This is a genomic window from Rhodanobacter sp. GW835-FHT13D09 (assembly GCF_058793995.1).
In genome coordinates this window covers 168,864-192,278 of the sequence record NZ_JBXAGL010000007.1, presented here as the reverse complement: position 1 = coordinate 192,278, position 23,415 = coordinate 168,864, and the positions used below count along the sequence as shown (strand labels likewise).

20 protein-coding genes are annotated in these 23,415 nt (G+C 69.3%); 9 read left to right on the top strand and 11 right to left on the bottom strand.

Annotated features, from left to right (window positions below):
* Positions 1-197 precede the first annotated feature (197 nt).
* Positions 198-1,391, top strand: a complete 1,194-nt coding sequence (locus tag AC1Q5A_RS11535) for a class I SAM-dependent methyltransferase (RefSeq protein WP_492700858.1) — start codon at positions 198-200, stop codon at positions 1,389-1,391.
* Positions 1,392-1,512: 121 nt separating this feature from the next.
* Here the strand turns inward: AC1Q5A_RS11535 and AC1Q5A_RS11530 are convergent, their stop codons facing one another.
* The 3 genes from AC1Q5A_RS11530 to AC1Q5A_RS11520 form a co-directional block, all read right to left on the bottom strand.
* On the bottom strand, positions 1,513-3,744 hold the full coding sequence (locus AC1Q5A_RS11530) for an LTA synthase family protein (RefSeq protein WP_492700857.1): 2,232 nt from the start codon (positions 3,742-3,744) through the stop codon (positions 1,513-1,515).
* 73 nt (positions 3,745-3,817) lie between these two features.
* Positions 3,818-5,053, bottom strand: a complete 1,236-nt coding sequence (locus AC1Q5A_RS11525) for a multifunctional CCA addition/repair protein (RefSeq protein WP_492700856.1) — start codon at positions 5,051-5,053, stop codon at positions 3,818-3,820.
* Between the two features lie 79 nt (positions 5,054-5,132).
* Positions 5,133-5,519, bottom strand: a complete 387-nt coding sequence (locus AC1Q5A_RS11520; protein WP_492700855.1) for a carboxypeptidase-like regulatory domain-containing protein — start codon at positions 5,517-5,519, stop codon at positions 5,133-5,135.
* A 208-nt stretch (positions 5,520-5,727) separates the two neighbouring features.
* On the opposite strand from AC1Q5A_RS11520, the gene AC1Q5A_RS11515 reads away from it, so the two are divergent.
* Positions 5,728-7,284 (top strand): sulfotransferase family protein, encoded by a 1,557-nt coding sequence (locus AC1Q5A_RS11515; RefSeq protein ID WP_492700854.1) that lies wholly within the window; start codon positions 5,728-5,730, stop codon positions 7,282-7,284.
* Between the two features lie 3 nt (positions 7,285-7,287).
* Here AC1Q5A_RS11515 and AC1Q5A_RS11510 read toward each other — a convergent pair whose 3' ends face one another.
* Both AC1Q5A_RS11510 and AC1Q5A_RS11505 read right to left on the bottom strand, forming a co-directional pair.
* Entirely contained in the window at positions 7,288-8,226 is a 939-nt protein-coding gene (locus AC1Q5A_RS11510) for a complex I NDUFA9 subunit family protein (protein WP_492700853.1), read from the bottom strand.
* Positions 8,227-8,247: 21 nt separating this feature from the next.
* Positions 8,248-10,284, bottom strand: coding sequence for a transglycosylase SLT domain-containing protein (locus AC1Q5A_RS11505; protein WP_492700852.1), 2,037 nt, complete (start codon positions 10,282-10,284; stop codon positions 8,248-8,250).
* Positions 10,285-10,500: 216 nt separating this feature from the next.
* Between AC1Q5A_RS11505 and AC1Q5A_RS11500 the strand changes: the two genes are divergently transcribed.
* A complete protein-coding gene (locus tag AC1Q5A_RS11500) occupies positions 10,501-12,093 on the top strand; it encodes a glycoside hydrolase family 17 protein (protein WP_492700851.1) in 1,593 nt (530 codons plus the stop codon).
* Here AC1Q5A_RS11500 and AC1Q5A_RS11495 read toward each other — a convergent pair.
* From AC1Q5A_RS11495 to AC1Q5A_RS11475, 5 genes are all read right to left on the bottom strand, one after another.
* On the bottom strand, positions 11,992-12,405 hold the full coding sequence (locus AC1Q5A_RS11495) for a hypothetical protein (RefSeq protein ID WP_492700850.1): 414 nt from the start codon (positions 12,403-12,405) through the stop codon (positions 11,992-11,994). The two genes, AC1Q5A_RS11500 and AC1Q5A_RS11495, sit on opposite strands and share 102 nt — an antisense overlap.
* Positions 12,402-13,214: an endonuclease/exonuclease/phosphatase family protein gene (locus AC1Q5A_RS11490; RefSeq protein WP_492700849.1), complete on the bottom strand. Its 813-nt coding sequence runs from the start codon at positions 13,212-13,214 to the stop codon at positions 12,402-12,404. Before AC1Q5A_RS11490 ends, AC1Q5A_RS11495 begins: the two co-directional genes overlap by 4 nt.
* A gap of 107 nt (positions 13,215-13,321) precedes the next feature.
* On the bottom strand, positions 13,322-13,969 hold the full coding sequence (locus tag AC1Q5A_RS11485) for a thiol:disulfide interchange protein DsbA/DsbL (protein WP_492700848.1): 648 nt from the start codon (positions 13,967-13,969) through the stop codon (positions 13,322-13,324).
* A 32-nt stretch (positions 13,970-14,001) separates the two neighbouring features.
* Positions 14,002-14,892 carry a thiol:disulfide interchange protein DsbA/DsbL gene (locus tag AC1Q5A_RS11480; protein WP_492700847.1) on the bottom strand — a complete coding sequence of 297 codons (891 nt, stop codon included), beginning with the start codon at positions 14,890-14,892 and terminating at the stop codon, positions 14,002-14,004.
* 71 nt (positions 14,893-14,963) lie between these two features.
* Positions 14,964-15,650: a c-type cytochrome gene (locus AC1Q5A_RS11475; RefSeq protein WP_492700846.1), complete on the bottom strand. Its 687-nt coding sequence runs from the start codon at positions 15,648-15,650 to the stop codon at positions 14,964-14,966.
* A 200-nt stretch (positions 15,651-15,850) separates the two neighbouring features.
* Between AC1Q5A_RS11475 and yihA the strand changes: the two genes are divergently transcribed.
* Positions 15,851-16,588: a ribosome biogenesis GTP-binding protein YihA/YsxC gene (gene yihA / locus AC1Q5A_RS11470; RefSeq protein ID WP_492700845.1), complete on the top strand. Its 738-nt coding sequence runs from the start codon at positions 15,851-15,853 to the stop codon at positions 16,586-16,588.
* Positions 16,589-16,877: 289 nt separating this feature from the next.
* On the opposite strand, the gene AC1Q5A_RS11465 is transcribed toward yihA, so the two are convergent.
* Positions 16,878-17,369, bottom strand: a complete 492-nt coding sequence (locus AC1Q5A_RS11465) for a GAF domain-containing protein (RefSeq protein WP_492700844.1) — start codon at positions 17,367-17,369, stop codon at positions 16,878-16,880.
* Positions 17,370-17,483: 114 nt separating this feature from the next.
* Between AC1Q5A_RS11465 and bioD the strand changes: the two genes are divergently transcribed.
* The 5 genes from bioD (at position 17,484) to AC1Q5A_RS11440 (ending at position 23,245) form a co-directional block, all read left to right on the top strand.
* On the top strand, positions 17,484-18,164 hold the full coding sequence (gene bioD / locus AC1Q5A_RS11460; protein WP_492700863.1) for a dethiobiotin synthase: 681 nt from the start codon (positions 17,484-17,486) through the stop codon (positions 18,162-18,164).
* Positions 18,165-18,216: 52 nt separating this feature from the next.
* Positions 18,217-18,564: a hypothetical protein gene (locus tag AC1Q5A_RS11455; protein ID WP_492700843.1), complete on the top strand. Its 348-nt coding sequence runs from the start codon at positions 18,217-18,219 to the stop codon at positions 18,562-18,564.
* 102 nt (positions 18,565-18,666) lie between these two features.
* Entirely contained in the window at positions 18,667-20,853 is a 2,187-nt protein-coding gene (dcp, locus tag AC1Q5A_RS11450; RefSeq protein ID WP_492700842.1) for a peptidyl-dipeptidase Dcp, read from the top strand.
* Between the two features lie 108 nt (positions 20,854-20,961).
* On the top strand, positions 20,962-22,020 hold the full coding sequence (locus AC1Q5A_RS11445; protein WP_492700841.1) for an STAS-like domain-containing protein: 1,059 nt from the start codon (positions 20,962-20,964) through the stop codon (positions 22,018-22,020).
* A 541-nt stretch (positions 22,021-22,561) separates the two neighbouring features.
* Positions 22,562-23,245: a pyridoxamine 5'-phosphate oxidase family protein gene (locus AC1Q5A_RS11440; RefSeq protein WP_492700840.1), complete on the top strand. Its 684-nt coding sequence runs from the start codon at positions 22,562-22,564 to the stop codon at positions 23,243-23,245.
* Positions 23,246-23,415: the final 170 nt, after the last annotated feature.

Here is a 23,415-nt window from a genome sequence, read left to right as displayed (position 1 = left end):
CATACATAAATGCAGCCCGTGCTTTCTTGCCCACGCAGCGGTTGACACCAGGGGCGAGTCCATACATAGGGCGGGCACTGCCCGCCAGCTTTTGATCTCGCAATGCACAGCGGCGGGCAGTGCCCGCCCTACAATGGCAGGCTGTGGGCTGCGGCCCATCCGCTATGCTTGCCGCGATCCAACCACCGGCAAGACCGATGCCTTCCCGCCTCCCCGAACCGAGCGCCGACGAGCGCGCCCATTCCGATCGCCTGCTGCAGCTGCTGCGCGAGCAGATCGTCTCGCACGGGCCGATGCCGTTCTCGCAGTACATGGAGCGCTGCCTGTACGCGCCGGGGCTGGGCTACTACAGCGCCGGGCGCACCAAGTTCGGCGCAGCCGGCGATTTCGTCACCGCGCCGGAACTGGGCGACCTGTTCGCCGGCTGCGTGGTGAACGCGTTGCAGCCGGTGCTGGCGATGCTGGGCGACGAGGCGGATTTCCTCGAACTGGGCGGCGGCAGCGGCGCGTTCGCCGAGGCGGCGCTGAAGGTGCTGGCGGCCGGCGGCACGCTGCCGCGGCAGTACCTGATCCTGGAGCCCAGCGCCGACCTGCGCGAACGCCAGCGCGAGCGGCTCGCCGCGAACCTGCCGCCCGGACTCCACGCCCGCGTGCAATGGCTGGACCGTCCGCCCGAACAGGACTGGCGCGGCGTGCTGTTCGCTAACGAGGTGATCGACGCGCTGCCGACCACCCGCTTCGCGATGCGCCAGGGCGAGGTGTACGAGGAGTACGTGGCGCTGGACGGCGAAGGCCGCCTGATCCGCGTCGACCGTCCCGCCGACGCGCTGGTGGCTGGTGCGGTGCGCCACGTCGAGCGCGACCTCGGTGTCGAGTTCGTCGATGGCTACCGCTCGGAGATCCTGCCGCAGCTGCCGTACTGGATCCAGGCGGTGGCCGGCGCGCTGACGGCGGGGCTGCTGCTGTTCGTCGACTACGGCTACGTGCGCCGCGAGTACTACCTGCCCGAGCGCGACGACGGCACCTTGATGGCGCACTACCGCCATCACGCGCACAACGATCCGCTGTACCTGCCGGGCTTGAACGACCTCACCACGTCGGTCGATTTCACCGCGCTGGCGGAGGCCGGCAACAGTGCTGGTTTCGGTGTGGCCGGTTACCTGCCGCAGGCGCAGTTCCTGATCGGCGCGGGCCTGCAGCAGGTGTTCGAAGAGGCCCAGGCGAAAGTCGCCGACGAGCACGGCCGCTACCGGCTGGCGCAGCAGGCGAAACGGCTGATGCTGCCCGAGCAGATGGGTGAGCGCTTCCAGGCCATGCTGCTGGCGCGCGGCCTCGATGCGCTGCCGCTGCCGGCCGACCTGCTGGCCGCCGACCAGGGCGGGCGGCTTTGAGCGCACGCGTGCCGGCGCGGCCGCTGGTGCGGCTGCGCTGGCATGCCTGGTGGGTGGGGCTCTGCGCGCTGCTCTTCTGCGCACACCGCTCGCCAGCGTGCTGGCGAGCGTGGAAGCGCACTCAGTGCGCCGGCAGCGCGACTGAGCCAGCCGCGGCGGGCGCCACCGCCGAGCTGGCCGGCGCCTGCGCCGAACCAGCCGGTACGGGTGCCGTGGCGGACTCCGCCGGCAACGGCGGCACCGGCGTCGAATCCTCCGGGCGGCGCACCAGCTGGCCGCGCCTGAACAGCTCGCTGGCGACCTGGTAGTAGGCGACCGCCTGGTCGATCTGTTCTTCGTTCTGCGGCACGATCGGGGTGGCGTCGCCGCTGATGTAGTCCGGCTTCATCTGCTCCAGCTTGCGCTGCGGCTCCAGCACGGTGAGCACGTCGCGGTGCAGGTAGCCGAGCTTCTCGTAGGTGGCCGGGAAGGCGCGCTCGCGCCCGGGCTCGAGCTGGAACAGGTCGTAGCCGAAGAAGCGCGAGCGGTAGCTGAAGTTGAGCAGGCCGAGCAGCGTCGGCGCGATGTCGATCTGGCCCATCAGCCGCTCCACCCGCTGCGGCGGGATGTGCTTCGGTGCGTAGATCCACAGCGGCACGTGGTAGCGGTTCACCGGCACGCTGGTCTTGCCCGCGCTGGAGGCGCAGTGGTCGGCGGTGATCACGAACACGGTGTCGTCGAAATACGACTTTTCACGCGCGCGCCGGATGAAGTCGCCGATCGCCCAGTCGGTATACGCCACCGCGCCCCGGCGGGTGCCGTTGGCCTGCTGCACGCGGCCCCGCGGGAAGGTGTATGGCCGGTGGTTGGAGGTGGTCATGATGTGCAGGAAGAACGGCTTGCCTTCGGCATGGACGCGGTCCATCTGGCCCAGCGCCAGCGTGTACAGATCCTCGTCGGCCACCCCCCACACGTTCTCGCTGTGGATCACGGCGGTCTTCGGGATGTCGCGCCGGTCCACCGCGCGATAGCCGTTGTGGCCGAAGAAATAGTTCATGTTGTCGAACTCGCCGTAGCCGCCGTAGACGAAGTCCGACTGGTAGCCGCGGTCGTTGAACACGGTGGCCAGCGAGAACAGGTTCTCGTTGCCGTGCTCCTTCAGCAGCGAGTCGCCGGGCGTGGGTGGCACCGACAGCGACAACGCCTCCAGCCCGCGCACGGTGCGCGTACCGTTCGCATAGAGGTTGTCGAAGAACAGGCTATGGCCGACCAGCGCGTCGAGGTACGGCGTGATGTGCTCCGGGTTGCCGAACGTGCCCAGATAGTCGCCGGACAGGCTCTCCACGCTGATCAGCACCACGTTGAGGTGCTGCTCCGGGCCGAGCCGGCGGATCGCGCGGGTGAGGTCGCGCGGGTCGTCGCTGACGTAGCTCGCCTCGGGCGTCTTCAGCATCTCGCGCACGCGGCGGAACGCCTCGTCGTCCGGCAGCGTGCGGTAGAACTTCGCGTAGTCGAGGTGGCTGCTGCGGAACGCATTGAAGAACTGGTAGATGCCGTTGCCGGCCAGCTCGTTGACGTAGTTGTTGCTGGCACGGTCCTTCATGCTGCCGTTCACCGCGGCTGTCGAAATCGCCGTCAGCACCAGCCACAGCAAGGCCACCTTGCCGCGCTGCCAGAAGCGGCTGCCGTCGTCGCGCACACGCAGGGCGCGCCGGCCGATCGCGAACAGCACCAGCGTGATCACCCCCAGCAGCGCCAGCCAGCGGCCGATCGGATAGGACTCGCGGATGTTGCCGATCACTTCGTTGGTGTAGACGAGATAGTCCACCGCGATGAAGTTGAAGCGCACGCTGAACTCGCTCCAGAACACCAGCTCGGACGCCGCCACGAACAGCAGGCCATACAGCAGCACCAGCGCCAGCCCGTGCAGCACCCGCTGGCCCGTGCGCGAGGCGTAGGCGAAGCCCGGCAGCGGCAGCACCAGCAGGAACGGCAGCACCAGCGGCCAGGTCATGCCCAGGTGCGCGCGGTAATGCAGGTACAGCGCGCCCAGGCACAATGCGTAGACCAGCGCCAGCAGCAGCAGCCACGCCAGCCATCGGGCCAGCCCGGATACGGTGGCGTGCCGCGTCGGCACCAGCCACAGGAACAGCACCATCGGCCACGCCACGTAGACGAGGGTGACCAGGTCGTAGCCCAGGCCCACGCCGAACGCGTACAGCAGGTTCAGCGGCGTATGCGGCACCTCGCTGCCGGACATCGCCAGCAGCACCACGCGGGTGGCCAGCGAGACGGCCAGGAAAACGACGACCAGCCACCACAACGGGCGGAAGCGCTGACGCAGGGGCGAGGTCGGGGTGAAGGCACGCGGCACAGGCAACTCCAGCTGAGAACACGAGGGCGATGCATGCCCGGCGGGCATGGGTATCCGGGCTTTATACCGTGGATCAGCCTGGCGAAGGATGAGCCCGCAGCGCGGCGATCGCCTCGAGGCGGGCACGCTCCATCGCCTGGCCGATCGCCGGGCCGGCCAGGCCCTGCCCGACGAAGCGGCCGGCGTCCACCGCCGCGGCCGCCGCGCGCGCGGCGCGCAGGTACGCCGCCTGCGGGTAGTCGTCGTCGCCATGGCCGAGCCGGCCGCGCTGGTCGGCCGCGCAGGCGGCGAGGAATGCTTCCAATCGGGCCGGCCGGCGCAGCGCGTCCAGCGCCAGCAGCAGCTTCAGCACCGTGGCCGGCTTCAGCTCGAACGCGCGGTGCGCGTTCAGATGCTCGCGACAGACCAGCTCGGCCAGCGCGGCATGCTCGTTCGGCACCTTCAGCCGCGCGGCCAGCGCGCGCAGCGGCGCCACCCCGCGATGCTCGTGGCCGATGTGGCGCGGCAGCTCATCGGCCGGCGTCAGCGCCTTGCCGAGGTCGTGGGTCAGGGCGCAGAAGCCCACCACGTCGTCGCCCGGCGCCAGCCGTGCCGCGGCGTCCAGCACCATCTCCACGTGCACGCCGGTGTCGATCTCCGGGTGGAACTCCGCGCGTTGCGGCACGCCGTACAGCGCGTCCACCTCGGGCAGCAGCACCGCCAGCGCACCGCATGCACGCAGCACGCGCAGGAAGGCCGACGGCTGCGTCTCGCCCAGCGCCTTGCGCAGCTCCGACCACACGCGCTCGGGCACCAGGTGGTCGGCCTCGCCGTCCGCCACCATCCGCCGCATCAGCGCCATCGTCTCGTCGGCCACGCTGAAACCCAGCGGCGCGAAGCGCGCGGCGAAGCGCGCCACCCGCAGCACCCGCACCGGGTCCTCGACGAACGCCGGCGACACGTGGCGCAGCACGCGCGCCTCGAGATCGCGCAGGCCGCCGAACGGATCGGTCAGCGCGCCGTGCTCGTCCTCGGCGATCGCGTTGATGGTGAGGTCGCGCCGGGCCAGGTCCTGTTCCAGCGTGATCGTCGGCTCGGCCTGGAACACGAAGCCGTGGTAGCCGCGCCCGCTCTTGCGCTCGGTGCGCGCCAGCGCGTACTCCTCGCCGGTTTCGGGGTGCAGGAACACCGGGAAGTCCTTGCCCACCGGGGTGTAGCCCAGCGCCAGCAGCTGCTCCGGCACCGCGCCGACCACCACATGGTCATGGTCGACCACGGGGCGGTTCAACAGCTTGTCGCGGACCGCGCCGCCGACCAGGTAGATATGCATGCGGGGATTCTGCCACGGGGCTGCGTCTCGCCCCAGATCGGGCGCTGCGCGATGCCGCGCGCCGCCCGGTGGAGGCCACCTAACGCATCCCGGAATCGCAGGCGATGGCCACGCGGGTGATCCGGTTCGCGCGGACCGTGGCCTCGACCGTTTCGCAGCGCGGCCATGCGGCCTGCCGGACATCGACCCGTACCTCGTAGCTGCCCGCCGGCGCGGCCACCATGAACTGCCCCTGCCCGTCGGTGACCGCGCGGGCCACGACACCGCCCCGGGCATTGCGCAGCTGCACTGCTGCCCCGCGGTAGGGACTCGTGCCCGGCTCGCCGGCGCGCTGCGGCCCAGGCCCGGCGGGCGACAGCTGCACCGTCCCGCTCACCCCGCTGACCGCGCTCGCACCCATGCAGGCCCATGCCAGCACGGCGATCGCGGCGCTGCCCGGTACATACGCACGGATTCCTTGCCACATGGGATCGACTCCGGCAGGTTCGGCTTCGAAACGCGCCACCGCAAAGGTGAAGTGTCGAGAAGAGCCGTGGTAGGCGGAAGCATAACCATTTTCGAGGCCGCCGGCGGAGCCCGTGTTCCGGCCCGTGCGCCGCGTGGCTTTATGCCGCTTTCCCCCTCACGTAAGCTGGTGCCATGAAGTGAAAGGTGGCTACAGGGGGCTCCCGGGCATGGTGGATAAACAGGCTCATCCGCTGTTGCGGGATCGTGCCGCGGGCCTGTCGGCGGAACTGGTGCGGCAACTCGATGAGGCGGTGGATGCGATCGACCGCCGGCAACCGGAGCAGGCCGAAGCGTTGCTGACGGAGCTGCTCGGACGGGAGCCGGCTTGCGCGGAGGCGCGGCGGCTGCTGGGCGTGGTGCAGCAGTTGCGCGGCGAACATGTGCCAGCAGTGGCGAACCTGCGACAGGCGGTGGCGCAAAACCCGCACGACGCGCTGGCGCAGATGAATCTGGGCGTTGCGTTGCAGTCGATGGGCGAGCCGGAAGCCGCGCTGGCCGCGCTGCGACGTGCCTGCGGGCTGGCGCCGGATTTCGCGCCCGGCTGGTTCAACTACGGCCAGATGCTGCTTGCGTTGGGGCGGCCGGTCGGCGCGATCACCGCGCTGCATCGGGTACTCGACCACGATCCGGATCACCCCGACGCGCGGCTGGTGCTGGCCGAAGCGCAGGCCGACGTCGGCGCGGCGGTCCAGGCGGCGGCGAATTACCGCGAGGTGCTGCAATGCCGGCCTGCCAGCGCGGAGGCATGGACCGGCCTGTGCAACCTGGCGGGCGAGCGTTTTGGCGCGGACGATGTCGCCCGGCTGCGACAGGTGCTGCAGACCGCGTTGCCGCTGCCCGCGGTGCGCACCGCGCTGGGCTTCGTACTGGCGCGGGCGCTGGAGGACCAGGGCGAATTCCACGAGGCGTTCCGCATGCTGCGCAAGGCCAACGCGCAGATGCGCCGGCAGCTGCAGTGGAACGCGGGCGTGGAGCACGCCCGTATCGAGTCGGTGCTGGCGGCCTTCGCCAGGCCGCTGGACGGCGCGCGGGAAGCATTGCCGGAGGGGCAGGTGGTGTTCGTGGTGGGCCTGCCGTGTTCCGGCGCCGCGCCGGTGGCGCGTTCGCTTGCCGCGCATCCGCAGGCCGCCGGCGACGACCAGCCCCATCTGCAGCGGGTGATCGAGGCCGAGTCGTTGCGCCGCGGCCCGGCGGGCGTACGGCGCGCGGGCACGCAGACGCCGGACGACTGGGCGCGGCTGGGCCGCGACTACCTGGCACGCCGCGCCTCCGGCCGCAGTGGCAAGCCGTGGCTGGTCGATGCCTGCCTGCCGAACTGGCGGATGCTCGGTGCGGCGATGACGATGCTGCCGCAGGCGCGCGTGGTGAACGTGCGACGCGACGTGCTGGAGACCTGTTTCGATTGCTACAGCCAGCTGTTCGCCAGTGGCCACGAGTTCAGTTACGCGCTGGACGACCTCGCCGGCTACTGGCATGACTACGACCGCATGATGCGCCATTGGCAGAAGCTGTATCCCGGGCGTGTGCATGAATTGGCCATCGAATCGCTGCTGGCCGAGCCGGAGGAGCAGCTGCGCGGGGTGCTGGCGTTCTGCCGGCTGGACGACGATCCAGCCTGCGTGGCCAGCCTGCGGAGCGAGCGCGGCGTGCGTGCGGAGGTGGCGCGCGGGGCGCTGTACGGCAACGAGCTGGACCGCTTGCGGAAGTTGCTGGGCGTCGCCTGAGGTTCAGCGCCAGCGCGCGCGCTGCGCGGCCAGTCGCCGTTGCCGCGGCGGCTCGTGGAGCAGCACCGGCAACCACGGCGTCAGCGCTTGCGGCAGGATGCCCAGCGCGGCGTAACCGTCCACCTTGCCGACCGAATCAGTGCGCAGCGAGTGGAAGTTGTCGAGCGAAAAGGGCTTGCCGGGCAGCAGTTCGGCGAACCGCGCCTGCAGGCGGCCGAGGCCGTCGGGCAGGGCAATGATCGGTGTGCGCAGGCCGGCGGCGGCGCGGATCGCACGCACGATCTCGCCCAGGGTGAGCACCTCGGGGCCGTACAGCTCGAAGCTGCGCTGCACGCCCAGCTTTTCGTGGCCGACGCAACGGGCAATCGCTTCGGCCACGTCACCCGCGTGGGTGGGCGCCATGCGCGCCTGCGCGCGCGCCAGCGGCAGTGCCGGCATGCGCCGCAGCAGGCCGGCGAAGCGACTGACCAGGCCGTCGCCGCGGCCGAAGATCACGCTGGGCTGGTAGATCGTCCACGCCAGCCCGGAGGACTTGACCAGCGCCTCGGCCTCGCCGCGGCTCTTCAGGTACTGCGACAGGCCTTGGCCGGCCTTCAGCGAGCTCATCTGGTGCAGCCGGCCCACGCCGCTGGCGTGGCAGGCGGCGATCAGCCGGCGGGCGAATTCCACGTGCGCACGCTCGAAGCTGTGCCGGCCGCGCGGGTTGAGGATGCCGACCAGGTTGATCACCGCGTCGGCGCCGGCGAGATGACGGCGCAGCACCTCGTCGTCGTAGACGTCGGCGTTGCGCACGCTGACCCCGGGCAACACGCCGAGTTCGCGATGCTGCTCGCGGTTGCGGCTGAGCAGCACGATGCGATGGCCGTCGGCGGCCAGCCGCGGCACCAGGTAGCTGCCGACGAAACCGGTGCCGCCGAGGATGACGAGTTGCCGTGCGCTCATGCGAAGGCTCTCCTGCCGCACTCAGGGCGTGGCGGCTGCCGCACTGGCCGCCGCCGTTGGCGCGGCGACCGGTGGGCAGTCGACCGGGCGGCGTGCCGTCGCGGCGGTCGGCATGACGTACGGCTGGCCGATGGCACCCATGCGCTCGGCCAGCGCTACCACCGGGCCGCCGCTCAGGCGCCAATCGTAGATCACGCTGAACGCCATCACCCGTGCCACGTACTCGCGGGTTTCCTTGTACGGGATGGTGGCGACGAACAGGTCCGGCGCCAGCGTGCCGCGCGCGGCCAGCCACTGCTCGACCTTGTTCGGCCCGGCGTTGTAGGCGGCGCTGGCCAGCCACGGCGAACCGTTGAAGCGCGCGGCCATCTGCGCCAGGTAGCGCGTGCCCAGCGCAATGTTGGTGGCCGGGTCGTACAGCGTGTCGCCGCCGCCCCAGTCGAGGCCGTTGCGCCTGGCCACCAGCGCGGCGGTGGCGGGCACCAGCTGCATCAGGCCGCGGGCGTCGGCACCCGATTGCGCGTCGCTGACCCAGGCGCTTTCCGCACGCAGGATGCCGTAGGCCCAGGCCGGCTCGACGCCGGCCCGTTCGGCCTGCGGCACCAGGCCGTCCTGGCTGGCCAGCGGGAAACGCAGGTCGTACAGCCGCAACGCCTCGCCGCTGTTCAGGACGAACACCGCGCGGTCGTACCAGCCGCGGCGGTTGGCCAGCACGGCGGCGACGCGCTGGGTGGCCGGGTCGGCGTCCTGCAGCGCCCGCGCCCATTCACGCCGAGCCAGCTTCGGCAGGTCCACCGCGTACAGCTCGAAGGCGCGGCGCAGGCCGGGGTTGCCCAGCAGGGCCTGTTCGCGCTGCGGGTCGCCGGCCAGGGTCAGCGGACAGATCGCGTACGGCTGGTCGAGCCGGTCGGCGGAAAGGAAGCCGAAGAAGGTGGCCTGCCCGGCCTGGGCCTGGAACAGCCGGCGTGCCTCGTCGTCATGTCCCAGCGCGGCCAGCGCGCGGGCGCGGAAGTAGCGCCACTCGCCGTCCTGCTGCTGCTCGGCGGGCATCGCGTCGATGGCGGCCAGCACCGCGCTCCAGTTCTGCCGGGCCAGCGCCACCCGCACCCGCCACTCGCGGGTGCCCTCGGATTGCGCGGCGGCAGGCAGCGCGATCAGCCGTTCCAGCGCGCCGTCGTCGAAATCGGTGGCATGGAACAGCGCCAGCGTGCGCAGGATCCGGTTGCGCTGTGTCTCGCTGAAGGTGAAGTGCGAGCGCAACTGCTGCCACGCGGTATCGGCGCCGTCGACCTGGCGCCGGGCCAGCCGGGTCAGGGCCAGCGCGGCGGCCTCGCGCTGGCGTGGCTGGTCGGGCCAGCCGGCGGCGGCGGACAGCGCGGCGGCCGGATCGCGCAGCGCCAGCGCCAGCTGTTGTGCGCTGCGGCGGCCGGGTTCGTCCAGCCAGTCGGCCAGGCTGGCGATGGTGCCGGCCTGGCCGGCGTCGGCGGCGCGATCGATCCGTGTCCACAGCCGCGCGTCGGTGAGCAGGCCCTGCTCGTGCGCGGCACGGAGTACCGGGTCGCAGGCGCCGGGCAGGCCAGGCCGGGTCCACAGCTCGGCCAGGTCGCGCTCGAAATCCAGCGTGGCGCCACCGGCCAGCCGCGCCTGCAGCGCGTCGCAGCCCAGCGTGTCGCCGAGGCCGGGCTGGTACAGCGCGAGGAAACCGCTCCAGTCCTGCCGGCGCGCCAGTTCCAGCAGGAACGCGCGGCGCAGGTCGGCGGCGGGAATCCAGTCGGGGTATTGCCGCAGATATGCCTCCACGCTGGCGCGGTCGACCTGCTGGATGTCGTGCTGCAAGGCCGCGGCCTGCAGGTACGGATACAGCGGATAGTCGCGCAGGCCGGCGGCCAGGCTGCGCCAACCATCACCTCCCTGCTGCGCGGTGGCATAGGCCCGCTTGAAGGCGACGCGCTGGGTGTCGGTGGGTTCGGCGGCTTGCGCCAGTGCGCCCGTCAGCAGCCAGCCGGCGACCAGCAGCCAGGCGAGCAGGAGGCGCCGCGGCGGAAGGGAAACGGACATGGGGGCTCCTGCGGTGGATCGCAGGCAGTGTAGTCGATGCGCCTGAACCGCTTCTCGCGGTGCGCTGAGAGTTCGAAAAAACAAGCTCTCGGCCTGCCCTGCCTCGCACCTAGAAGAATCCGCAGGAAGTGGATCCTTTCCGGGCTCCCGGCACGCGTGCCACCGACCGGCGCTGGTAAGCTGCGGCGTTTGGCTTCCAGCATCCACGGAATCGGCATGTCACCAGCAGCTCCGCCCGTCTTTCGTCGCGTCTGGCCGGCGTGGCTGGCGCTGCTGCTGGCGACCCTGGCCGGGACGAGCTGGTGGTGGGCGATCGGCCGGCCGGTATCCCTGCCGGATGCGCCGTCGGCGCGGATCGCCTGCGTCTCGTACGCGCCGTTCCGCCAGGCCGGCGAGACGCCGCTGGATGCGGGCGCCTACATCAGTCCCGAACGCATCGACGCCGACCTGCGCGCGCTGTCGCAGCGCTTCGACTGCGTGCGCACGTACTCGCAGGGGCAGGGCCTCAGCGCGGTGCCGGCGATCGCGGGGCGCTACGGCATGCAGGTACTGCTGGGGATCTGGCTGGGCGGCGATGCGAAGTCGAACGAGCAGCAGGTCGCGCTGGGCGTCGCCACCGCCAACCGCTACCCGCAGGTGGTGCGCGGGTTGATCGTGGGCAACGAGGTGCTGCTGCGCGGCGATCTGCCGCCGCCGGCGCTGATCGGCTACCTGCGCCGGGTGCGCGCGGCGGTCAGTGTGCCGGTGAGCTATGCCGACGTTTGGGAGTTCTGGCTGCGCCATCCCGAGCTGGCCGGCTCGGTCGACTACCTCACCATCCATATCCTGCCGTACTGGGAAGACCAGCCGGTGCCCCCCGAGAGCGCGGTGCAGCATGTGGCGGCGGTGTACGCGAAGGTGCAGCAGGCGTTTCCGGGCCGCCGCGTGATGATCGGCGAGACCGGCTGGCCCAGCGCGGGGCGGCCGCGCCAGGCCGCCAGCGCCAGCGTGGTCAACGAGGCGCGCTACCTGCGCGAGTTCCTGCGCTACGCGGCCACCGTGCACATGCCGTACAACGTGATCGAGGCGTTCGACCAGCCGTGGAAGCGCGCGCAGGAAGGCACCGCCGGCGGTTACTGGGGCATCTTCGACGCGCAGGCCCGGCCGAAGTTCGCGATGCAGGGGCCGGTGACCGAGGAGCCGCGCTGGTGGCTCGGCTGGCTCGCCGGCGCGGCCGGTGGCGTGCTGTTCGCGCTGGCCGGCGGCCGGCGCCGCCGGATCGCGTCGGTGCTGGCCGGCATGGCCAGCGGTTGCGCGCTGGCGTGGCAGGGCCGGCAGATGCTGTACGCCTGCCGCGACGGCTGGGAGTGGGCACTGTCGCTGGCGGCTTGTGCGCTGGCCCTGCTCACCGCACTGCGGCTGGCGCGCTGGATCGCCGCGCGGCTGCACGGCGATCCGGCACCCGCCCCACCGCCGCGCTGGCTGCGGGCGGGCTGGCTGTTCGCGCTGGCGTATTACGGCCTGCTGCTGGCGGTCGACGGGCGCTACCGGGATTTCCCGCTGGGCCTGTTCTGGCTGCCCTGCGCCGGCTACGCGCTGCTCGGCTGGCTGGGCGACCGGCGCGCGACGAGGATGCCGTGGCTGGAAGAACGCTTCCTCGCCGTGTGGCTGGCGCCGCTGGCGCTGGTCGTGTTGTGGCAGGAGGCCGGCCTCACGCCGGCGGCCTGGCTATGGTTGGGCCTGAACCTGCTGCTGGCCCTGCCGGTGCTGCTCGAATGGCACCGCGCACGCGGCCTGTCGGCGCAGCAGGCACAGGCAGCCAGCCAGTAGCGCCAGCGCGCCGCTCTCGACGCAGTACAGCTGCAGCGCGAACACGCCCAGCGCGGCGGCCAGCCACGCAGGCCAGGCGCGACGGTGCAGCAATGCCAGCGCCGTCGCGGCGAGCGCCGCGATGCCGTAGGCGTCGTTGAGGAAGCCCAGCACCAGCCACTGCCGCCAGCGGCACCACCACGGGCCGCCGCCGCTGCACAGCTGCCCCGTTGCGCTGGATTCGACCACGCCGTAGCGCAGCCAGGTGGCGAGCAGCGCCACCGCCAGCAGTGCCAGCCACGGCAGCGCCTTCTTCCACCCTCGCCCGCTCATTGGCGCCGGCCCGGCACCGGCTTGCCGCCGACGTGTGCCGGCAGGCGGATCTCCGCCGCCAGCGGCAGGTGGTCGGAAAATGCCTGCGGCAGCGCCCAGGTCTTTTCCAGGTGGATCGCCGGCGAGGTGAGGATGTGGTCCAGCGCGCGCCGCGGCTTCCAGCTGGGGAAGGTCGGCGTGGCCTGTGCCGGCGGCTGCAACGTGGACTTGGCGAACAGCTGGCGCATCTCCGCGCTGTCCGGCTCGGTGTTGAGGTCGCCCATCAGCACGGCGTGGGGGAAGTCCTGCAGCAGTTCGGCGATGAATCCGAGCTGGCGCGCGCGCGCCGGCGCGCTCAGCGACAGGTGCGCGATCATCACCGCCAGCGCGTGTTCGCCCTCGCCGAACTGGGCCAGCAACGCGCCGCGGCCGGGGATGCGGCTGGGCAGCGGGTAGTCCAGCACCGCATGTGGCTCCAGCCGGCTGATCAGGCCGTTCGCCGAGTGCGCCAGCCTGGCCATCGCGCGGTTCGGCTGGTGGCTCCAGAACGGCAGGCCGGCGGTCTCGGCGAGGTAGCGGGTCTGGTTGAGGAAGCCCGAGCGCAGGCTGCCGGCGTCGGCCTCCTGCAGGCCGATCACGTCGAACTGCGCCAGCACCTCGGCCAGCCGGTCGAGGTTGTCCATCTTGCTGCGGCCCGGCAGCACCGCGTTGATGCTGCGGGTGACGTACTGGCGGTAACGCTGCACGCTGGCGCCGGCCAGGATGTTGCAGCTCAGCAGGCGCAGGTGGCGCTCGGCAGGCGCGGCGGGGGGAGTGGCGGCACGGGTCATCGCAACACACTGCACGGGGAGGGGGCGCTCGCGGACTCACGCCGGACGCGGCGGCCAGCATGCTCCGGCGGACGTGAACGGCACGCCAGCCGCCGCGCAACCGGCGCTTACTTGTGCGCGAGCTCGCGCTGGACCAGCCACTGCGTCACCGCGATCATCTCGTCGAACGAATGCACCGTGGCCACGCGGTACTTGCCGTTGACCACGATGCTCGGGGTGCCGTCAACCTGCCAGCGCTGGATCAGCGCCAGGTCGTCCTTCAGCTTCGCGGTGACCTCGGGCGAGGTGGCGATACGCAGGAACTCGGCACGGTTGACCCCTTCGCGGGCATAGAAGTCGGCCAGCTCGTCCAGTGAGTTGATCGGGTAGTGCTCGGCGAACTTGGCGTTGAACAGCGCCAGGTGGGTGCGCTCGACCGCGCCGAGCTGCCTGGCCGCGTAGTAGGCGCGCGCATACGGCGTCCACTCGGCGTTGAACGGCGCCGGCAGCAGCTTGAACACCACGCCCGCCGGCAGCTGCTTGCGCAGCTTCTCCGCGGCCGGCGCGAACTGCGCGCAGTGGATGCAGCCGTAGGAAAACACCTCGACCACTTCCACCTTGCCCTCGGCGCTGTAGCGCTGCGGCGCGGGCAGGGTGACGTACTCGTTGCCTTCGGTGTACGGCGCCGGCGTGCCGGACTGCGCGGTGCAGGCGCTGGCCAGCAGCAGGCCGCCAAGCAGGGTGAGTACGCGCAGGCGGGCGAATCGCTTGGACATGGAGCTTCTCTTCGGGGGGAGGACGGCCCAGCCTACTTGCCGGCCGCTTCCTTCGCCACCAGCCACTGGGTCAGCTCGATCGCCTGCGGGTAGCCGCCGGCGGAACTGGTGGTGAAGCGGTACTTGCCGTTGACGATCATGGTCGGCGTGCTGTCCACGCCATACGCCTTCATCAGGTCATCGGCGCGCTTCATCTGGGTGTTGACGGTGAACGAGTTGGCGACGGCGACGAACTCCTTCGGGTCGACGCCGTACCTGGCGTAGAACCTGGCGACGTCCTCGATCGTGGGCCACGCCGCATGCGGCTTCAGCCCGCTGGCCTTGAGATTGTAGGTGGACAGCTCGCCGCTCTTCCACACCGCGTCGTACATCGCGTCGTGGGTCTTGTCGACCACGCCCAGCGCCTGCGCCGCGTAGAACGCGCGCTGGTACAGCGGCCAGTTCTCGTCCGGCCGGAACGAGGCGGCCAGGTAGTTCATCACCGCGCCCGGCGGCAGGCCCTTGGCGATCCGGTCGACGGTGGAATGGAAGCCGTTGCAGGCCGGGCAGCCGTAGGAGAACACCTCGGTCACCTCGATCTTGCCCGGGTGGCTGGTCGGCTGTGCGGGATCGATCCGGAAATAGTGCTTGCCCTCGACCCAGGTGCCATTGTCGGCGAACGGTGTCGCGGCCGGGGCCGGCGCCGCGGCCGTGGTGGTGGCCGGCGCTGCTGCTGCCGTGCCGGCGGCTGTCGGAGCCGCGCTGCCGGATGCGGCCGGCGCGCTCGCAGGCGTGGTGGTGCTCGCGCCGGCGGCGGGCGTGGCCGTGCTGCTGCCGGTGGCTGCCGGCGCGGTGGCCTGCTGCGCGCCGCCGGAGTTGCTGTCATGGCTGCAGGCGGCGAGCGCGAGCAGGGCGGCACACAGGAACGGCAGGCGCTTCAGCATGGCAAACCTCGTACGGTGGAGCATCAGACGACAGCGCCGACACGAGGGTCGGCCCCGGGTCGCCGGGTCGGTCAGGGCGTGGCGGCCGGCTGGGTTCCGGCGCCGTGCAGGCCCTCGACGTAGCTGGCCAGGGCGGCGATGTCGTCGGTGCTCAGCTGCTTGGCGATCGCCGGCATGATCTGCGCGCGGGGCTCGTCGCCCCAGCTGGTGCCGTCGTGCCAGGCCTTCAGCGTGGTCTGGATGTACTGTGCGTGCTGGCTGGCCAGGTGCGGATAGGCGGCGCCCGGGTTGCCGCTGCCGTCGATGCTGTGGCAGGCCATGCAGGCGGGGATGCCGCGCGTGGCGTCGCCCTGGCGGAACAGCGTTTGGCCGCGCTCGACCAGCGCCTGGTCGGCCACGCCGGGCAACGGGGCCTTGCTGGCGAAATAGGCGCCGACGTCATGCATGTCCTGCTCGGACAGCGGCGCGGCCATGCCCATCATGATCGGGTTCTGCCGCTTGCCGGCCTTGAAGCTGGTCAGCTGGTGCACGATGTACTGCTCGCTCTGGCCGGCCAGCTTCGGGTACTGCGCGTCGCTGGAGTTGCCGTCCATGCCGTGGCAGGCGCCGCAGACCGCGGCCTTGGCCTGGCCGGCGGTGGCGTCGCCGGGCTTGACCGGGGCGCTGGCCGGGGCTGCGGTCGCCGCGGCGGCCGGGGCCGCCGCCACGGTGCTGGCGGCAGCCGGCGCGGCGGTGTTCGGCTGGGTTTCTTGGGCCATCAGCGCGGCGCTGGACAGCGCGAACGCGAGGGCGATGGCGGACCCGAGAACGGCGGGCCGAAAACCAGCAGACCGAAAACTCATACACTTGACTCCCGAGAGACTTGCAGACACTGCCAGTGTTGGCGGCCGCGAGGCCCGCAACAGGCAGAAACCGCAGAATTATCCCTGCGCCACCATCGCTTGGTCAAACCGTCCCCATGCCGAATCCCCTTCAAGGCGCGCAATTCGTGCTCGCCGCGCACCGCATCAGCCAGCTTCCCGCCGACCAGGGCGCCGAAGTGGCGTTTGCCGGCCGCTCCAACGCCGGCAAGTCCAGCGCGCTGAACGCGCTGACCGGGCACAAGGGGCTGGCGCGCACCTCCAAGACGCCGGGGCGCACCCAGCAGATGGTCGTGTTCAGCCTGCCGCCGTACAGGGATGTACCAGTGTCGCGGGCGCAGGATGCGCAGGAGCGACCGCCGTACAGGGATGTACCAGTGTCGCGGGCGCAGGATGCGCAGGAGCGACCGCCACTGGCCGTCGACGGCCAGCCCGCGGCGGTCCCGCGCCTGATCGACCTGCCCGGCTACGGTTACGCCAAGGTGCCGCAGGAGATGCGCGAGCACTGGAAGCAGGAGATCGACGCCTACCTGCATCAGCGGCGAAGCCTGCGCGGGCTGGTGCTGATCGTGGACATCCGCCATCCGCTGAAGGAGTTCGACCGGATGATGCTGGAGTTCTGCTTCGCCACCCACTTGCCCTGCCACCTGCTGCTGACCAAGGCCGACAAGCTTTCCCGCGGCCAGGCCGCGCAGGCGCTAGCCGCCTTGCGCAAGCAGTTCGCCGCCGACGGCCTGCACGCCACCGCACAGGTCTTTTCCTCGTCCGCCGGCACCGGCGTGGAGGAGGCGCGGCAGGCGGTGATGGCGCTGCTGCAGCAGCCGCGCGAGCGCTGAGAGGTTGTGACTATTCAACCTTGAAGCCCGGCCATGGCGAGGGCATGGAGGCCCGAGTTGAGGCAACGCAGGAGCAGTTGCCCGATGGCCGGACGCGAATCGGGCACGTAGGTGCCTGATTCGCGTGAGCGAGTCCGGACAAATCCGTCAGGAACGGATTTGAACAGCCGCAGGCTGGCCCGCAGGGTGCATGCCATGGATGGCATGCACACATGTTCCGGACTCGCGACCGAAGAAAACCACAGGAAGTGGTTTTCTTCACAAGCTCTGAGGCCCTGCGCCGGCGCGGTCAGCCGGCTATCGACGCCATGAACACCGCGCACAGCGCTTCCATCCCGGCGCGGTCGTCCTCGTCGAAACGGCCGGTCACCGGGCTGTCGACGTCCCACACGCCGAGCAGGCTGCCGTCGGGCTTCACCAGCGGCACCACGATCTCCGACTGCGAGGCCGCGTCGCAGGCGATGTGCCCGGCGAACGCGTTGACGTCGCGCACCAGCTGGGTCCGCCGCGTCTGCGCCGCGGTGCCGCAGACGCCGCGGCCGAGCGCGATGCGGATGCACGCCGGCTTGCCCTGGAACGGGCCGACCACCAGCTCGGTGCCATCGTACAGGTAGAAACCGGCCCAGTTCACCTGCGGCAGGCTGTGGTAGACCAGCGCGCCGAAGTTCGCCGCGTTCGCGATCAGGTCGCGCTCACCGGCGAGGATGCCGCGCGCCTGCCGCACCAGGTCGTCGTAGTGGTCGTGCTTGCTGGCGTAGCTGTGGGTTTTCAGTTCGAACATGCGGCAGGTCCGGCGGCAAAGCCCGTATTATGCGCGCAGCCATCGACTAGGGAGACGCCACGTGAGCTTGACCGGACCATGCCATGGCGCCGTCGCGGCGCGGTACGCACAGGCGTGACGGCGGCGGTGTTCATCGCCGGCACCGATACCGGCATCGGCAAGACCCACGCGGCGTGCACCCTGCTGCACGCCTTGCGCGCGGCCGGCCACGATGCCTGCGGGATGAAGCCGGTGGCCAGCGGCTGCGCGGAAACGCCCGACGGCCTGCGCAACGACGACGCGCTGGCGTTGCAGGCGGCCGGCCAGGACGCGAACCTGCCATACGCGCTGGTCAACCCCGTGGCGTTGCGCGATCCGCTGTCGCCGCACCTGGCGGCGGCGCACGACGGCGTGGCGATCACGCTGGCGCCGCTGCGCGAGGCGTTCGAGCGGCTGCAGACGGCGCACGACACGGTGGTGGTCGAGGGCGTCGGCGGCTGGCTGGTGCCGTTGGCGCCTGGATTGTTCGCCTCCGACATCGCCAAACAATGGCAGCTGCCGGTGATCCTGGTGGTCGGGCTGCGGCTGGGCTGTCTCAACCACGCCCTGCTGAGCGCGCGCGCGATCATGGCCGACGGCTGCCGCCTGCTCGGCTGGATCGGCAACCGCATCGACCCGGCGATGGACGCGCCGGAGGAGAATCTGGACACCCTGCGCGAACTGCTGCCGGCGCCGTGCCTGGGCGTGCTGCCGCACGGCGTGGCGCCGGCGCTGGCGGCCGGCCAGCTGCGCGCCGCGGTGGCGGCGTTGGACTGAACTTCACGTCCGGCGTGCTTGGATGACCGCCCGCCCGAACGCCGGAGACGCCATGGCTCGCAACCACTACTACCTCTCGATCGCCGACCTTGGCCATGCGCGCGGCGAGGACCAGCGTTTTGCCTATGACGGCGCCGGCCCGGACGACTTCGCGCAGCAGCTGCAGCAGGCGTTGCGCGACGACACCCTGTTCCAGCGCTGGCGCGCGGCGCAGCCCGACCCCGATGCGGTGGACGGCAGCCTCGGCGCCACCGATCCGGCGGCGCAGGTGCACGCCCGGGTCGCCGACCTGCGCACCGACGTGGAGCTGGTCACCGACCTGCCGATGAGCGTGGTGCGCCACCGGCTGTACCTGCTGATCGGTGCGGCGTGGCAGCTGCGCGACCTGCGCGCCGCCTGAGCTGCCGGACCGGCACGGTTTGGAAAGTGTCCGCGCTGCCGGTACAGTCGGTGGTCGCCACTTTCCGCGCCCGGCAATGGGCACGCCACTCCAGGGAAACCAATGCCTCGTCTGCACACGATTGTGATCGCCACCACGATGGCCCTGGCTGCCTGTTCGCGGCAGCCGAATGAAGCTGCCAGCCCGTCCGCACCGGCCACCTCCGTTGCCACCGCCAGCAGTGTTGCCACCGCCATGACCAGCAACCCGTTCTACAGCGCCAGCACGCTGCCGTTCCAGGCGCCGCCGTTCGACCGGATCAAGGATGCCGACTACCAGCCGGCGATCGAGGAGGGCATGCGGCAGCAACTGGTCGAGATCGGGAAGATCGCCAACGACCCGGCGGCGCCCACGTTCGAGAACACCTTCGTGGCGATGGAGAAATCCGGCGCTATGCTGAACCGCGTGATGGCGGTATTCAGCGCGGTCACCGGCGCCAACACCGACGACGCGCTGCAGAAGGTGCAGGAAGACGAGGCGCCGAAGCTGGCCGCGCACCGGGATGCGATCTACCTCAACGGCAAGCTGTTCCAGCGCGTCGGGGCGATCTACAACCAGCGCGACACGCTCAAGCTCGATCCGGAATCCGCCCGGCTGGTCGAGGTGGTCTACAAGAACTTCGTGCATGCCGGCGCCAGGCTGTCCGATGCCGACAAGGTGAAGCTGAAGGACCTCAACAAGGAAGAGTCCACGCTGAGCACCGCGTTCACCAACAAGCTGCTGGCCGCCACCCGGGACGCCGCGCCGGTGATCGCCGACAAGGCGAAGCTGGCCGGCCTGTCCGACGCCGAGCTGGCCGCCGCCGGGCAGGCCGGCAAGGACCGCAAGCAGGATGGCAAATACGTGCTGACCCTGCAGAACACCACCCAGCAGCCCGAGTTGCAGGACCTCGCCGACCGCGATACCCGCAAGGCGCTGTTCGAGGCGTCGTGGAACCGTGCCGAAAAGGGCGACGCCAACGACACCCGCAAGACCATCGAGCGGCTGGCGCAGATCCGCGCCGAACAGGCCAGGCTGCTCGGTTATCCCGACTACGCCGCGTGGAAGCTCGATGACCAGATGGCGAAGACGCCGGAGACGGCGCTGAAGTTCATGCAGGACCTGGTGCCCGCGGTCACCGCCCGCGCACGGGTCGAGGCGGGCGACATCCAGGCGCTGATCGACAAGCAGCATGGCGGTTTCAAGCTCGAGCCGTGGGACTGGAACTTCTACGCCGAGCAGGTGCGCAAGGCGAAGTTCGACCTCGACGAGAGCCAGATCAAGCCGTACTTCGAGCTCGACCACGTGCTGCAGAACGGCGTGTTCTACGCCGCCAACCAGCTGTACGGGCTGACCTTCAAGGAGCGCCACGACATCCCGGTGTACCAGCCGGACGTGCGCGTGTTCGAGGTGTTCGACAAGGATGGCAGCTCGCTGGCGCTGTTCTACTGCGACTACTTCAAGCGCGACAACAAGAACGGCGGCGCCTGGATGGACAACCTGGTCGCGCAGTCGAAGCTGCTCGGCACCAGGCCGGTGATCTACAACGTGGCCAACTTCAGCAAGCCGGCCGCGGGCCAGCCGGCGCTGCTCTCGTTCGACGATGTGGTCACCATGTTCCACGAGTTCGGCCATGCGCTGCACGGCATCTTCGCCGACGAGCAGTATCCGACCCTGTCCGGCACCAACACCGCGCGCGACTTCGTCGAGTTCCCGTCGCAGTTCAACGAGCACTGGGCCACCGACCCGAAGGTGTTCGCCCACTACGCGAAGAACTACAAGACCGGTGAGCCGATGCCGCAGGCGCTGGTCGACAAGGTGAAGAAGGCCGGCAAGTTCAACAAGGGCTACGACATGACCGAGCTGGTCGCCGCCGCCCTGCTGGACATGAACTGGCACATGCTCGGCGCCGACGCGCCGCTGCAGGATGCCGACCAGTTCGAGTCCGCCGCACTGAAGAAGGACGGCATCGACCTGTCCTATGTGCCGCCGCGCTACCGCTCCAGCTACTTCCAGCACATCTGGGGCAACGGCTACGCGGCCGGCTACTACGCCTACCTGTGGACGCAGATGCTGGCCGACGACGCCTTCATCGGCTTCAAGGAACACGGCGGCCTGACCCGCGAAAACGGCGACCGCTTCCGCGCGATGGTGCTCTCGCGCGGTAACACCGAGGAACTGGCGAAGATGTACCGCGACTGGCGCGGTCAGGATCCGCAGATCGAGCCGATGCTGGAGAACCGCGGGCTGAAGGACGCGCCGAGGAAGTAGGGCGGATGGGTCGGCAGACGTCGAGGGGCCGGTGCAGACCGGCCCTTTTATTTTCAAATTTCCGCTTATTAACTAGCAAATAAAGCGATATAACTTTAGAATCCGAGCATGGCTCGCCCCAGTCGCTCCGCCGAAATAGATACCGCCCTGCTGCAGGCGGTGGCCACACATCCCCGTGACCTGGTCGGCATGGTGGCGGCGCAGCTTGGTTTGTCGGGGGCAAGGGTCAGCATCCAGGTTCGCAAGCTGGTGGCCGATGGCTACCTGCACAAGGACGGGACGACGCGCCCGGTTTACACGATGGGCCACAACCGCCGGTTCTGGCAGCGCTACCCGCGGGAGGGCTTGGCCGAGGACACCCTGTGGTCGGCGCAATTGTCGCCGTTGCTGCGCGAATTGCCGCGCAATGTCCTGGACATTGCCCACCACGGCGCAACGGAAATGATCAACAACGCCATCGACCACTCCGAGGCTGCGCACGTCGAGGTGCACATGGAGCTGCGCGATGGAGAGTTATTGCTGGTGATCGCCGATGATGGTGTCGGCATCTTCCGAAAAATCGCGCGTGCGTTGGAGTTGCCTGACGAGCGCCTGGCACTGCTGGAACTGTCTAAGGGCAAGTTCACCACGGATCCGCGAAATCACTCGGGTGAGGGCGTGTTCTTCACCTCGCGGATGTTCGACCGTTTCCAGATCATGTCTGGAGGGTTGGTGTTTTCCCATGAGGAGGGGCATGGCAGGGACGTGCTGTTCGATTTCGACGACATGCCGCAAGAGGGCACCGTCGTACTTATGAGGATATCCACGGCATCCGTGCGCACTGCCAGGCAAGTGTTCGATGAATATTCCAGCGGCCCGGACGAGTATGCCTTTGCGAAAACCGTGGTTCCGGTTCGCCTTGCCCAGGTGGGGGATGAGAACCTGATTTCACGCTCGCAGGCCAAGCGCTTGATGCAACGTGTGGACAGGTTCCGCCATGTGGTGCTCGACTTCAGCGGCGTCGCCGCCATCGGGCAGGCATTTGCCGACGAGATATTCCGCGTTTTTGCGCAGGCCCACCCGGAAGTCGAACTGGTGCCTGTGCATGCCATGCCGCAAGTACAGCAGATGATCCGTCGCGCCGAAGTGGCGCGCGATCACGATGACGGGCAGTTGTCCTTGCTTTGAGCGTTGAACCATTGTCTTCGCATCAACCGGGTCCGTGCGGAGACACCGGAAAGTCCTTCAGGACAAGGCCCTAATGGCGTTCGAAGAACGCGGCGGATTCTCCAGCGCCGTCCTTTCCTGGTCGAGAGGTGCTGTTGACGTCAAAGCGAGAGGTCGGTGGCAGGATCTTCCTGATCGCGGTGCCGGTGGTCGGAATGGCGCCGTCGCGGAAGGCGTTGTTGATGAAGGCACGGGTTTCCTCAGCCTTGTAGTGCCTCCTGGGCAACTCTGCGCTCCAGTTCCTCCATTAGCCGCCTGCGCGTGGACAACCACCATTTCCTGCCGGCCGCGATCGAAAAGGTCAGCAGGCGACGCTCGCTTCCGATCCGAAGAGGGCATTCCTGCGCACCTCGAACCGGGCTGGAAGGATCAAGAAAGGAGAGGCTGCCTGAAATGCGGGTGGTGAGCCGAACATCCTGCTACCCGAAATTTTCGGAGAGATTATCGGTGCTCTGCACAGCTCACGATCCATTACGAGCCTTTTAAGAGGAAACGGCTGCATATGTCCAAACTGTCGACGGATTGCGACATTAATTTTCCAAGGACTGATCGAAGCCGAATAAGACGGGAACCTCATCTTGGTAGTTACCTGCGTTCCGACGTCTATGCCGTCGTGGACGCTTCCCCGCTCTGCCACATCGGTTATGTCATCGACGGGGCGCCCTTTGTGACTCCGACCATGCACTGGAGAAAAGACAATCGCATCTACTGGCACGGATCGATAGGGAGTCGCTTCCTCAGGCAAGTAGATGGAGCGCCAGCCTGTGTAACTTGCAGTTTGGTCGATGGCTACGTTTTGGCGCGGTCAGCCCTGAATCATGCCGTCAACTATCGTTCGGCGATGATGTTTGGCACGGCCAACGTGATGGAGGATCTCGACGAGCGGGCTGAAGCACTCCGTGACTTCATGGAAGGTCTCTTCCCGGGGCGGTGGGATACGCTGCGACCGGTAATGGAGAAAGAGCTTAGGGCGACGTCGGTGCTTTGGATGGATATTGAGGAAGCGACTGTTAAGGCTCGTACGGGCCCTCCATCCGACGCTGACGAATCCCATGTTCCGGTCTGGGCCGGAGTCATACCTATGCAAACAATGCTTGCGGAAGGCCAGCCTGCGCCAGAGGCCCCGGCATCGACCAGGTTGCCAGACCCCTTGGCGGCTCTAATTGCCTCCGGACGTCTTCGCTAGAAGCAACCTGGGGTTCGTGTTTTTCTGTGGGCAAGTTGCGGATGAAACGTCGCCCATGCGGGGCCCCATTCAAGCTCAGCCATCGATCGTACCCAGGAGCTGACAGAAGGTGGGCACGTGCCCGCCGCAGCGGCCCATTCATCAGGCCGCTTCCAGCGCCTGGGCCGCTG